We start from the raw sequence: 13,325 nt of genomic DNA on the forward strand, positions 1-13,325 counted from the left end.
TTATCTTTTATCCAATCCAAAGGAGATGAAACAGGATGAGCGAAACCAAAGAAACCGTACTGGAGCAGGAAGAGCAGATCGTCGAAGCCGGGGTGCACAATTTTAGCAAAGAGGATGAGTGGATCAAACCGGAAGATCCGTTGCTGAATGAGCGGCTGGAGTGGTTCAAGGATCAGAAGCTGGGGTTGATGATGCACTGGGGGCCGTATTCCCAGCTTGGCCTCGTGGAATCCTGGGCGCTGAGCGACGAGGACGGCGATTGGTCGCGCGATGACATCGACTGGACGGATGACATGGAAGACTTCAAGCGGGAATATTTCGATCTGAACAAAACCTTCAATCCGATTCGCTTCCAGCCTGAGGAATGGGCACAGATGGCGGCAGATAACGGGTTCAAATACTTCCTGTTCACCACCAAGCACCATGACGGTTTCTGCATGTGGGATACCAAGACGACGGATTACCGGATTACGGGCAAGGACACGCCTTTTCATACCCATAAGTATGCGGACATCTGTCGAGCACTGTTTGACGCTTTTCGGGCCAAAGGACTCGGCATCTCAGCATATTTCTCCAAAGCGGACTGGCATACCCCGTATTACTGGGCACCGGGCATGGAGCGTGGACGGCATATGTGGCGCGGGCCCTCGTATGATCCCCATAAGTATCCATGGCTGTGGGAGAAATTCGTAGAGTTCACACATGAGCAGATCATGGAGCTGCTGACGAATTACGGGCGGATCGAATGTCTGTGGCTGGATGCCGGCTGGGTGCGCGAAGGTCGCCATGGTCAGGATATCAGGCTCGGGGAAGTCGTGGAACGGGCGCGTCAGACCACACAACCTTGGCTCCTGTCCGCAGATCGTACCGTCGGTGGACCGTATGAGAATATTGTTACCCCCGAGCAGACCATACCGGAACATCCGATGAACATTCCATGGGAAAGCTGTATTACTGTGGGGAACTCCTTTGCTTTCGGATTCGATGATCAGTATAAAACGGGAAGACAGCTGGCACATATTCTACTTGAAGTCGTGTCCAAGGGTGGTAACCTGGCGTTGAATGTAGGACCGCAACCCGATGGGCGTCTGCCAAAAGGGGCAATTCGAGGCATCAAGGGCCTCGGTGAATGGTTGGGAACTCATGGAGAAGGCGTCTATGGAACCCGGATCTGCGGGCCATATTTTACGAAGGATTGGGCTTTCACCCAGAAGGAAGAGATCAACACCGTATATGCCTTCCGTTTATACCGAAACGAGAATGAGAACGTACAACCACAGTTAATCATTCCTTATCTGGAAAAGGTAGAGCGGATCGAACTCGTCGGTAGCGATGACGTACTTTCGTATCAGCAGACGGAAGACGGACTTCTTGTGGATCTGCCACAATCCGCTGCAACGAGTGAAGCGCCGATCACACATACGTTCAGATTAATCACAAGCGCATAGAATGCCATGTCAATTCCGGGGGAGATATAACCACCTCCGGGATTTTTTTATTCATACATAAGGGACACAATTCCCAATAGAAACGGCTCGCAATCGCTTGTCACACAAGGGTTTGTGGAATAAAGAGAAGTCGGAGAAAATTGCAAATTGATAAAAGTTTATCGGGCGATGTACTATCAAATCAAGAAAGCGCTACCTGATATGAATGTTTACATCGTATTCGCTGAAGAAGGAACTAAGAACAGAAAAAAGGATGTTTAAGGGATGTAAATGTAATGTATTATTACACTTGAGGTGTAGAAGGAGTGACGCAAATGAGTCGAGCTACGGAAAGCATACCCGCCAAGATGGAACTCCAACAGAGGAAGCATGTGGAGCCCAAGCGGCAGCATCCATTCATCAAAAGCCTCAAGAAACACTGGGAGCTCTACCTGCTCGTGCTGCCCCCGGTGTTGTATCTGTTGATCTTCAAGTACATTCCTATGGTAGGTGTTCAGATCGCCTTCAAGGACTTCAGTGTAGTCAAAGGAATCTGGGGAAGCCCGTGGGTCGGATTAAAACATTTTGAAGCCTTCTTCCAATCTCCAAACTTCTGGCTGTTAATCAAAAACACGATAGGCATCAGCTTTTATTCCTTAATTGCCGGTTTCCCTATTCCGATCCTTCTGGCGCTGGCGCTGAATGAGATTCGAACGGGTTACTTCAAGAAGACCGTGCAGATGGTCACTTACGCTCCGCATTTTATCTCAACGGTTGTTATGGTATCCATTATCATTCTGATGCTCTCCCCGCATGTGGGCGTGGTAGACAAGCTGTTCACACTGCTCGGCTTCCCGATGACCAACTTCATGGGCATCCCGGAATACTTCAAATCGATCTATGTCTGGTCAGGTGTGTGGCAGGGCATGGGATATTCATCAATTATATATATCGCAGCTCTTGCTGGTGTTGATCCATCTCTCTATGAAGCAGCAAAGATGGACGGCGCATCAAGGCTTCGGAAAATATGGCACATCGACCTCCCGTCGCTCGTTCCAGTCACCGTTATCATGCTGATTCTGAGTCTGGGCAGCATTATGGGCGTGGGTTTCGAGAAAATATACCTGATGCAGAATCCACTCAACACAAGCGCTTCGGAGGTCATCTCCACGTATGTGTACAAGGTGGGTCTGATCGGAGCGAATTTCAGCTTCTCCTCGGCAGTTGGGTTCTTCAACTCCATTATCAACCTGATCCTGCTGGTTATCGTCAACGGCATATCGCGCAAAGTATCCCAGAACAGCTTGTGGTAAAGGAGGAGTTTATCCATGTTCAACCTGATTAATCGTAACCGGATCAAGGACCCACTCGGTGACCGCATTTTCATGACATTCAACTACATCTTTCTGTTCGCCATACTGCTAACGGTGTTTTACCCGCTTTTGTATATCATCAGTTCTTCGTTTAGCTCTTCACGAGCCGTGACATCCGGTCAGGTGTGGCTGTTCCCGGTAGACTTTAACATCAAGGCGTACATCTCCATTTTCAAAAGCCAACAGCTTATGCTCGGTTTCTATAACACGATCATCTACACCGTGGTGGGCACGTTCATTAACGTGGTGCTGACCGTCATGCTGGCGTATCCTTTGTCACGAAAATCGTTCTATGGACGAGGGGCCATCATTATTTTCATGATGATCACGATGTTCTTTGATGGCGGTCTAATTCCCACCTACCTCTTGATGAAGGATTTGCACCTGCTCGATACACGTTGGGCGATGTGGCTGCCCGGGGCGCTCGCAGTATTTCAGGTCATCGTGGCAAGAACTTTCTTCCAATCTTCCATCCCGGAAGAACTCGGGGAGGCCGCGGAAATGGACGGTTGCCGGGATATCCGGTATCTGATCAGCGTAGTTCTTCCCTTATCAAAGCCCATTCTGGCGGTCATGACACTCATGTATGCCGTAGGTCACTGGAATGCGTACTTTGATGCACTGATATACCTGCGTTCCGAGAAATTGTTCCCTCTACAATACGTGCTTCGCAATCTGCTTATCCTGAACGCGGCTGATCCGGCGATGCTTGCCAATACCAGCCAACAGATGCGGGACCAAGGGTTCGAGCAGGTGTTGAAATATGCACTGATCGTTGTGGCGAGTATTCCAATTCTGATTATGTATCCATTTGTACAGAAGCATTTTGTTAAAGGGGTCATGGTTGGTTCCCTCAAAGGTTAATCCTTGTGAGTTAAGCCTGGTTGCCTCTTGAAAGGAGGTGGAAGGAACACGCCGGCTTCCGGGGTCGATTTTATAAACGTGCAGTACAAGTCAATAATTTGCCGTTATGAACAAAAAGGAGGAGTCAGATTGAGAAAATCTTGGATTTCGATGTTGTTTCTGGTCTTTGCTTCGATGGCTTTGTTGTCCGCATGCAGTTCATCCGAGGAATCGGGTGGAAGTAGCGACGGTAGCGGGGAGAGCGGCGGTCCTGTAACCATGACCCTCTTTGCTCCGCAAGGCAAAGCGTCCATGGAAGAGAATGAATTTACCCAATTTATCGAAGACAAGTTCGACGTTACCCTAAAATGGGATCTGGCCCCAACGGACGCTTTGCAGGATCGCAGACAATTGCTGCTGGCTAGTGGTGATTATCCGGAAGTATTTCTTCACGGCAAGTTCACCACCTCAGACCTTCAAACCTATGGAAAACAGGGCGTGTTCCTTCCGCTACAAGATCTGATTCAGAAGTATGGTCCGAATCTGACCAAGATTATGGAAGAGAAGCCATACTTCAAAGAAGCTATTACGGCACCGGATGGCAACATCTATGCGCTGCCGATCTTCAATGAATGTTACCACTGTACGTATGCACAGAAATACTGGATCAACACGGAGTGGCTTGATAATTTGGGCCTGAAAATGCCAACCACAACTGATGAACTGTATACCGTTCTGAAGGCGTTTAAGACACAAGATCCAAATGGTAACGGGAAAGCGGACGAGATTCCACTCACGGGCGCACCGAACAAGTATGTATGGAATGGCAACATTGATGCCTACCTGATGAACAGCTTTATCTACAATGATAACGACAAATACCTGATCGTGAACGATGGCAAGGTGAGTTTTGCCGCCAATCAGGAAGGCTGGAAGAAAGGGCTGGAGTACATGAACAAGCTGTATGCAGATGGCCTGATTGATCCGGCTTCCTTTACACAGAACGATCAGGCGATTGGACAACTGGGCAACAAGGAAGGCGATGAAGTGGTCGGTTCCATTACAACGGCGCTGGTCAGTTATCTCGTGAATACCTATGACAAAGACATCACCCGTCACCAGCACTGGGAGATCGTTCCTCCATTGAAAGGGCCGGATGGGGTGCAGACGACAGGCGCCACGCAGAGCGTAGGTGAGTTTGAGTTCGCCATCACCAACAAAGCGACAGAAGCACAGCAGATTGCCGCCATCAAAATCGTAGACTACATGTTCAGTGAAGAAGGTGCGCTGTACGCGGAGTATGGACCAACTGAAGGTAAAGGCTGGAAGAAGGCTGATGCCGATGAGAAAAACATCAATGGCGAGCCGGCCAAATACAGCTACTACAACCTGCCTGAGCGTGATCCAAACGTTGTTGTGAACGAGAGCTGGTCACAGATCGGAGCTCATGACTTATCCAACACGTTCCGTAATCTGTTTGCGGAAGGACAGAATCCTTTAGAAGCAGAGGGTTATGGTACACGTCTGGCTCAAGCTACCAATGTGTATGAACCGTATGCACCCAAAGAAGTATACCCTGCGAACGTATTTATTCGTCCAGAGGATACGGAATCAGCTGCACAACTGACTACGGCCATCAAGGATTATGTGCAGACGAATATGGCACAGTTTATTATTGGCAGCAAGAGTATTGATAAGGAATGGGATTCGTATGTCAAAGGCTTCGATGGTCTCGGACTGAGTAATTACCTTGAGATCTACCAGCGTGCCATTGAGAAGAATCAATAATTGAAGGATTCAATATAGAGGCTGTCCCGTCTGTCACCCGTGACCGGGACGGTCTTCTCCTATGACAACCCCACGTCATCCGATATAATGTACTGAATATTTATGGAAAATTAGCGATCAGCACAGATGTTTGTCGTCATTCAGCATGAACAGTAATGGTGGGGGGATCTCGGAGATGAACAACAATTGGTTTAGACGTTTGCTGTTATCGTATCTGCCTGTTTTCTTTATTGTGACGACCATTCTATTCTTTATTTTCTTTCAAGTATTCAATGAGCAGAACCGTAGAGAAGCGCTTAAGGCCAATGAATTTCTGGCCTCTCAGGTCACGCAATATCTGGACAACTCCCTGCGTTCCATCGACTTCAAGGTACTGCGTGAGATTTTGACCAACCCTAACTTGAAGAATTATTTCTCGGTATCTGGCAGCGATGATGTGTATGCCGGCATTCAGGCGGTCCAGGTGGTTGATGAATTGAAAATAGAGTATCCGCTGATTGATTCAATTTATCTCGTTCGATACGGGGATGGCACGGTCTTCAGTAACGGGAAGGCTGTTCCGATTGAAGAGTTCCCGGATGCAGACTTTATTGCAGATAGCCGGTCAAGGGATGAACAGAAGTGGGCAGGGGCACGAGCGTTCCGAGCTTTTCCTTCACAAGCGACGGAGCAGGTGATTACGATTGTGCGAAGTGTAGGAAACGGCAAAGGACTTGTGGTGACAAATGTGGACCTGAGTACCCTGAGGAAATCCATTATGCAGATGTATGATCCGGAATTTACGTTTGTGAACATCTTCAACCGTTCGGGCGGCAATCTGTGGGATAGCAGTATGCCAGAAGGGGTTGCAGCTTCTACTAAAACCACGTCGGGAGAAGTCTTCTCCGAATTTACGTCGAGTTATAGTGGTTGGAAGGTGCAGACAGGTCTCAATAATGGAAAAATCGTCAAATGGACTCTGCAATTTTATAATATCTGGTTTGCCTTTGCTGTAGTGGTTGTGTTGATTGGTGTGGTGTGGGTGATCTATGTGACTCGCAGAAACTACAAGCCGATTCAGCAGATTGTCACGTTAATTCAGACCGTCTCTTCGCAGAAGCAATCGGGGCTGGGCTATGGCAAGGAGAATGAGTTCCGATTCATCCATACAACGCTGGAACGCATGATTGATCAGACGAGACAATATCAGGAGGAGCATGAAGAGAATCTGATTTTGCAGAAAAAAATGTTCTTTCAGGAGTTGCTGGAGGGCACACGAGACTTTACGAGCACGGAGCTGACAGCGGAGATGAAGAAGTTCAAACTGCCTGAGCTGGAGCATCGTTGGGCCGTCATGGTGGTCGAGATGGATCGGTATGATGCATTTGTGAAGGAGTATCATGATCAGGACCAATCCCTTCTGAAATTCGTGTTATCCAGTATTCTGCAGGAGAGTGCGCGTCATGAAGGAACGGAAGTATGGGCTGAATGGATCTCCGATCAGCGTCTGTACGCTATCCTCTGGATGCCGGCAATGGAACAGGCCGAGGAGACCGAGCATCGATTGCTCGCTGGTTATCTGGACAGAATCGATCAGTATCTGAACTTCACCGTGACCATTGGTGTTGGTCGGGTCGCTGTTGATATTCGGGGACTGAGAGCTTCTTTGAAAGAAGCTGTGCACGCGCTGGACTATAAGGCTGTACTGGGTATGAATCGCATCATTCCCTGTAGTGATGTACCAAATTCGACCAATGATGTGTATGAGTTCCTGAAGACCATCTCGCTGCTGGTACAGGCGATGCGTTTATCGGACGATGTGTGGGAAAAGCATTTTGAGAGGCTATTTGAGCAGATTAGCAAGTCCGTCCTGTCCCGTCAGGAGATTATGAATACGATCCAATTGTTATTTCAACATTACAATCGGGAATTCGCCGAACTTCCACGAGAGTACCAGGAGTCGTGGGCTGCTATATTCACCCCACTTCTGCCAAGGCTTGAGGGCTGGGAGACGTTAGATGACCTGCGTGAGCTGTGCTGGGAAGGGTTCAGGGAACTGGCGCTGCAGATGCAGACGCTGCATTGTTCTCGAAAACACAGATCACATATTCTGGAGATTCGCAAATACATCGAAGAGCATTACAACAATCCCGATCTGTCGCTGAACTACCTTAGTGATCTATTCGATATTAATCCGAAGTATCTGAGCAAGCTTTTCAAGGATGAGATTGGGGAGAAGTTTGTGGATCTGCTCATTAGTCATCGTATCGAAAAAGCCAAGCTGCTCATGCAGGAGACCGATAAGGCTATTCAGGAGATCAGTGAGGAAGTGGGATACACGAATTATAATTCCTTCAACCGGGCTTTCAAGAACGTGGTGGGTGTGGCACCGAGTGACTACCGCAAAGCCATGTGATGTAAGTGCACGCGCCTAACTAATTCCGAACGCATAAGGAGAATGTGCATATGGACTATAAAGATGCTTCGCTTCCCATTCAGGAACGGGTTCAGGATCTGATCGGACGGATGACAACGGCAGAGAAGATTGGACAACTCATTCAGCCGATGGGCTGGAAGACGTATGACAAATTAGCTGATGGTACAGTAGAGGTGACGGAAGCGTTCAAAGCGGACATGGAACAGGGCGGTGTCGGTTCTCTGTACGGTGTGCTTCGAGCCGATCCATGGACCGAAGTGACGCTGGAAACGGGGCTGACCCCACGGCAGGGAGCCGTTGCCACGAATGTCATTCAGCAGTATGCCATGGAGCATTCCCGGCTGGGCATTCCCATTTTGTTCGGAGAAGAGTGTTCCCACGGGCATATGGCGATTGGAGCGACAGTATTTCCGGTACCGTTAACAGTGGGCAGCACATGGAATATGGAGTTATACCGCAAGATGTGTGAAGCCATCGCTGTGGAGACCCGGAGTCAGGGGGGAGCGGCAACGTATTCCCCGGTGCTTGATGTCGTACGTGACCCGAGATGGGGACGGACAGAGGAATGTTTTGCCGAAGATCCATATTTAATCGGTGAATTTGCAGTGGAAGCCATGAAGGGACTACAGGGTGACCGCCTTGATTCCAATCAGACAATTGTGGCGACACTTAAGCATTTTGCAGCTTATGGCAGCTCGGAGGGTGGGCGCAATGCAGCACCTGTGCATATGGGATTACGTGAATTGCATGAAATAGATCTGTTGCCGTTCAAAAAAGCAGTGGAAGCCGGGGCATGTTCCGTGATGACCGCTTATAACGAGATTGATGGCGTACCTTGTACCTCCAGTACGTATCTGCTGAATGACCTTCTACGTGAGCAGTGGGGGTTTGATGGGTTTGTCATTACTGATTTTGGCGCCATTCAGATGCTGGTCCATGGACATAACACTGCTGAGAACGGGGAGCAGGCCGTGGCACAGTCCCTTCGGGCAGGGGTAGACATGGAGATGTCCGGGTATATGTATCGCAAACATCTCGGTCAGGCGCTGGAGCAGGGATTGATCGAAGAGAAGGATCTGGACTTGGCTGTGAGGCGGGTGTTGGAGATGAAATTCAGACTCGGGTTATTCGAACGGCCTTTCGTAGATCCTGACTTTGCAGAGCGGGTTATCGGATGTGAAGACCATACTCAGCTGGCGAGAGAAGTCGCGCAAGAGGGAATTGTTTTACTGAAAAATGAAGGGAATACCCTCCCACTCGGCAAAACAGGTACGAAGCTGGCCGTCATTGGTCCGAACGCGAACCATATCTATAACCAGCTCGGGGACTATACCTCGCCACAGCCGAGAGAACAGATCGTTACCGTACTGGATGGCATTACGCGCAAGCTTGGTGCGGATTCGGGTCAGGTGCTGTACGCACCCGGTTGCCGGATTAAAGGCGATTCCAGAGAGGGCTTTGCGCAAGCGCTCGCCTGTGCGGAACAGGCGGATGTCATCGTGATGGTGATGGGTGGGTCCAGCGCCCGCGATTTTGGTGAAGGTACGATCGATTTGCGGACAGGTGCGTCTGTGGTAACGGATGATCCATGGAATGATATGGAGTGTGGCGAGGGTATTGACCGGGCGTCCCTGAATCTCATGGGCGTTCAATTGGAGCTGGTGCAGGAGGTACATAAGTTGGGAAAACCCGTTATCATAGTGTATATTAACGGCCGCCCCATTGCTGAACCTTGGATTGATGAGCATATCCATGCGATTGTGGAAGCGTGGTATCCTGGCCAGGAAGGTGGTAACGCGATTGCGGATATTCTGTTTGGCGATGTGAATCCATCTGGCCGCCTTACCGTCTCCATCCCCAAGCATGTTGGGCAACTTCCGGTCTACTATCATGCCAAGCGTACTCGTGGCAAGCGGTATCTGGAGATGGATCTTGCGCCGCAGTATCCGTTCGGACATGGACTGAGCTATACCGAATTCAAATACGAGAATGTAAGGGTTATACCGGATGTGATCGGCCCGGACGATGAAGCACAGGTGATGGTTGAAGTCACGAATACCGGAGCGGTATCGGGAAGCGAGGTTGTGCAGTTGTACATCACGGATGTGTCGGCTTCGGTTACGCGGGCTGAAATGTCTCTGAAAGGTTTTCGTAAAATCCATCTAGAGCCAGGACAGACTCAGACCGTTACGTTCCCTGTGCAAAAAGAACATCTCGCACTGATCGACTCTCGTCTCCAGTCTGTCGTAGAACCGGGTGAATTCAGGCTCATGGTTGGCCGTAGTTCCATAGAATGGACTGCTTGCAGTCTGCATATCCAAAAGGTGGGGGTGGAGGTATGATTCGAATTCAGCGATTCATCGAAGATCTGAAGCAGCGGCAATGGCTGGATACGATCGAGCTTCCGGCATGGGAGATGCAGAGGGCCAGATACATTCGGCCAGGGGAATACGAGTACGAGCAGGGATATGAAAATGAAGATGAGCAGGCAGACAAGGCCATGCAAAGCTTGAATCCGCTGAATAGCGTTCACGGCACGACGTATTTTCTAAGCAAACGTGTGGAGATTCCGGTGGAATGGCAAGATCAGGCTGTAGGGCTGATCTTCGAGGCTGGAGGAGAAGGGCTGCTGAAGGTGAATGGCATACCTTATCACGGACTGGACCGGAACCACGGGTTCGTACCCCTGCCGAGAAGTCGGGTAGGGGATACGCCGCAGTTGGAGATTGAACTCTACGATCCGATTCCCGAGCCGCATGATCCACTCAACCGACAAGCCGTTATCCAACCGCCTATTCAGGGCATTCGGGCAGCACTGGTTCATGTTAATCAGCCTTTGCAGAGCCTAATGTACAGTGTGACGGTACTCGCCGAGTCGCTCCGGGCATATAACGAGAAGGAACCTAAGCGGATGGCACTTGTTCAAGCCATTCATCAGGTGATGGATGACATGTACAATGACCCGAACCGCTGGAGTGATGCAGCCTGGATACAGAACTTTGAACATGGATTAGTACAGTCGGTACAGCAGGAAGACCCGGAGGAGTATCGAAGTGGCTTCATGCATCTGGTTGGACAATCCCATATTGATATTGCCTGGCTGTGGCCTGTACGTGAGACGGTTCGCAAGTCCAGTCGCACGTTCTCGACCATGTGTACGTTGATGGACACATACCCGGATTTTGTGTATTCCCAGAGCCAGCCGCAGTTGTATGCCTTCGTGAAGGATCATTACCCGGAGCTGTACGAGCGAGTTAAAGCCCGCATTGCCGAAGGCCGCTGGGAGTTGGTTGGAGGCATGTGGGTCGAGCCGGATCTGAATATTCCCAGTGGCGAGTCGTTAGTTCGGCAGATTCTGTATGGACAGAACTTCTACCAGGCGGAATTTGGCAAGCGCTCCAACATCGAGTGGCTGCCGGATACCTTTGGCTACTGTGCTTCCTTGCCGCAGATGCTGAAGCTCGCGAATATTCCTTATTTTATGACCACCAAGCTGAATTGGAATGATACCAATGCGTTTCCATATGACCTCTTCGACTGGGTAGGCATTGATGGTACTTCGGTGCTTGCGTATCTGAACCATGGCGTGAATGAGCATACGCGTCCCAAAGATGTGGATGAACATTGGCAATCATTTAAACAAAAGGATGTGCACCCTGAGCAAATGTTGCTTTACGGACATGGCGATGGTGGTGGCGGCGTGACAAATGAGATGGTGGAATTTGCGGAGCGATCCCATTTGATGGTGGGACAGCCGATCAGCAAATTCAGTACGGCTGGTGCTTTTTTTGAAGACATATCGTTAAATCATCCGACGTTGCCAAAGTGGCACGGGGACTTGTATCTGGAACTGCATCGCGGAACGTATACAACTCATGCGAGGAACAAACGTAGCAATCGAAAGGCAGAGGTACTGTATCGGGAAGCGGAGATCTGGGGGCAATTTGCCGGAGCTTGGGCTGCACACACGAAGAATGATCTGGATGAAGGCTGGAAGCTGATCATGCTCAACCAATTCCATGACATTATTCCGGGAACGTCGATTCCTGAAGTATACGTAACGTCCACCGAGGAGTACACGAAGGTATTTGCATTAGGTACATCCGCACTGCGGGAAACGCTGGATACCCTTGCGGAGAACATTGCAACAGATGAAGTCGATGGTCTTCCCTACATTATATTCAACAGCCTTGGCTGGGAACGTGGAGAAAATATCACCATTACAGGGGATGCCCACCTCGCCGGGGTGGCTGCATTTGATCGTGAAGGGAACCGTCTGGCCTGTGATCTTGAACAAAAGGAAGACAAGTATACGCTGCTCGTGCATGTTCCATCGATTCCTGCTTTTGGGTATACAACCATATGGCTGCGCGAGGCATCGGATGTTATCCTTCCAGTAAGGGGAGAAGAACACTTCCCTTCCACATGGGAAACCGAATTCTATACCCTTGAGTTCAATGACGTGGGAGAGATCACCCGATGGTATGACAAAACGGTAGGACGCGATTGGCTGAAGCCCGGTGATCGGGCGAATGAGTGGCAGTTTTTCCACGACAAACCGACGTACTGGGATGCATGGGATATCGATCCACGATTTGAATCCCAGCGAGCAGGTGCGGTGAAGTTGATCTCCAGAGAGGTTGTACAGCGCGGGGCTACGCGAGATGTACTGCGTTTTGTCTGGAAGCTGAATCAATCGGAGATCAGTCAGGATATCATTTTACATCGTCACCAGCGGCGTGTTGATTTCCATACGAAAGTGAACTGGAAGGAGAGCCATAAGCTACTCAAGGTGGCATTTCCGGTGGATCTGGTGGCAGCCAAAGCAGCCTATGAAATCCCGTTTGGAGCGTTGGAGCGTCCAACCCATAACAATACCAGTTGGGAGCAGGCGCAGTTCGAGGTCTGTGGACATCGCTGGGCGGATATCTCGGAGGGAAACAGCGGTGTGAGCTTGCTGAATGATTGCAAGTACGGGTATGACATCAAGGATCGAACGATCCGCCTGTCTCTGCTTCGTGCCCCGAAATGGCCGGATGAACATGCCGATCAGGGCGATCATGAATTCGAGTATTCGATCCTGCCGCACCAGGGCGATTGGCGACAAGCCGCCGTCGTTCGCCGGGCGATGGAGCTTAATCATCCGGTGGAGGTTGTTGCAGCGAGTCAGTCTTCCGGTCACTTGCCAGCTGAACATGCTTGGGTTCAGTTCCACAGTGAGCATGTCATTCTGGATGCAATCAAGCCTGCGGAAGACGGCTCGGGAACGGTGCTGCGTTTCTACGAATCATCAGGAGGTCGGGAAACGGTGCAGGTTCAGTGGGCTGAGAAGGAAATCAAGGCATCCATCATTAATTTGTTAGAGGATGAGATCCATCCGTTGGTTTGTCCGAACGGAGCATTCGAACTGACATTCAAACCGTATGAGATTAAGTCGGTGAAACTTGTTCCAGTGAATCCAAATACGTAATCTTCAGG

General features: G+C 49.9%; 7 protein-coding genes. All 7 read left to right on the forward strand.

Annotated features, from left to right (window positions below; genetic code table 11):
- Window positions 1–35 precede the first annotated feature (35 nt).
- The 7 genes from MHI12_RS01145 to MHI12_RS01175 all read left to right on the forward strand — a co-directional run bounded on the left by MHI12_RS01145 (window position 36) and on the right by MHI12_RS01175 (window position 13,317).
- A complete protein-coding gene (locus MHI12_RS01145) occupies window positions 36–1,448 on the forward strand; it encodes an alpha-L-fucosidase (protein WP_405171272.1) in 1,413 nt (470 codons plus the stop codon).
- Between the two features lie 314 nt (window positions 1,449–1,762).
- On the forward strand, window positions 1,763–2,740 hold the full coding sequence (locus tag MHI12_RS01150; RefSeq protein ID WP_405171273.1) for an ABC transporter permease: 978 nt from the start codon (window positions 1,763–1,765) through the stop codon (window positions 2,738–2,740).
- A 15-nt stretch (window positions 2,741–2,755) separates the two neighbouring features.
- Window positions 2,756–3,664, forward strand: coding sequence for a carbohydrate ABC transporter permease (locus MHI12_RS01155; RefSeq protein WP_017691189.1), 909 nt, complete (start codon window positions 2,756–2,758; stop codon window positions 3,662–3,664).
- Between the two features lie 129 nt (window positions 3,665–3,793).
- Window positions 3,794–5,431, forward strand: a complete 1,638-nt coding sequence (locus MHI12_RS01160; RefSeq protein ID WP_083677571.1) for an extracellular solute-binding protein — start codon at window positions 3,794–3,796, stop codon at window positions 5,429–5,431.
- A 175-nt stretch (window positions 5,432–5,606) separates the two neighbouring features.
- Entirely contained in the window at window positions 5,607–7,826 is a 2,220-nt protein-coding gene (locus MHI12_RS01165; RefSeq protein ID WP_405171274.1) for a helix-turn-helix domain-containing protein, read from the forward strand.
- Window positions 7,827–7,876: 50 nt separating this feature from the next.
- The gene (locus MHI12_RS01170; protein WP_405171275.1) at window positions 7,877–10,189 is read left to right on the forward strand and encodes a glycoside hydrolase family 3 N-terminal domain-containing protein; all 2,313 of its coding nucleotides are present in this window, start codon (window positions 7,877–7,879) and stop codon (window positions 10,187–10,189) included.
- Complete coding sequence (locus tag MHI12_RS01175; RefSeq protein ID WP_405171276.1) at window positions 10,186–13,317, forward strand: alpha-mannosidase; 3,132 nt, start codon at window positions 10,186–10,188, stop codon at window positions 13,315–13,317. Before MHI12_RS01170 ends, MHI12_RS01175 begins: the two co-directional genes overlap by 4 nt.
- Window positions 13,318–13,325 lie beyond the last annotated feature (8 nt).

This window comes from Paenibacillus sp. FSL H8-0280, from assembly GCF_045040665.1.
Taxonomy (GTDB): Bacteria; Bacillota; Bacilli; order Paenibacillales; family Paenibacillaceae; genus Paenibacillus; species Paenibacillus xylanexedens_A.

Coding starts and splice junctions, on each gene's coding strand:
- MHI12_RS01145 (WP_405171272.1), top strand. CDS start 36: ATGAGCGAAACCAAAGAAACCGTACTGGAGCAGGAAGAGCAGATCGTC.
- MHI12_RS01150 (WP_405171273.1), top strand. CDS start 1,763: ATGAGTCGAGCTACGGAAAGCATACCCGCCAAGATGGAACTCCAACAG.
- MHI12_RS01155 (WP_017691189.1), top strand. CDS start 2,756: ATGTTCAACCTGATTAATCGTAACCGGATCAAGGACCCACTCGGTGAC.
- MHI12_RS01165 (WP_405171274.1), top strand. CDS start 5,607: ATGAACAACAATTGGTTTAGACGTTTGCTGTTATCGTATCTGCCTGTT.
- MHI12_RS01170 (WP_405171275.1), top strand. CDS start 7,877: ATGGACTATAAAGATGCTTCGCTTCCCATTCAGGAACGGGTTCAGGAT.
- MHI12_RS01175 (WP_405171276.1), top strand. CDS start 10,186: ATGATTCGAATTCAGCGATTCATCGAAGATCTGAAGCAGCGGCAATGG.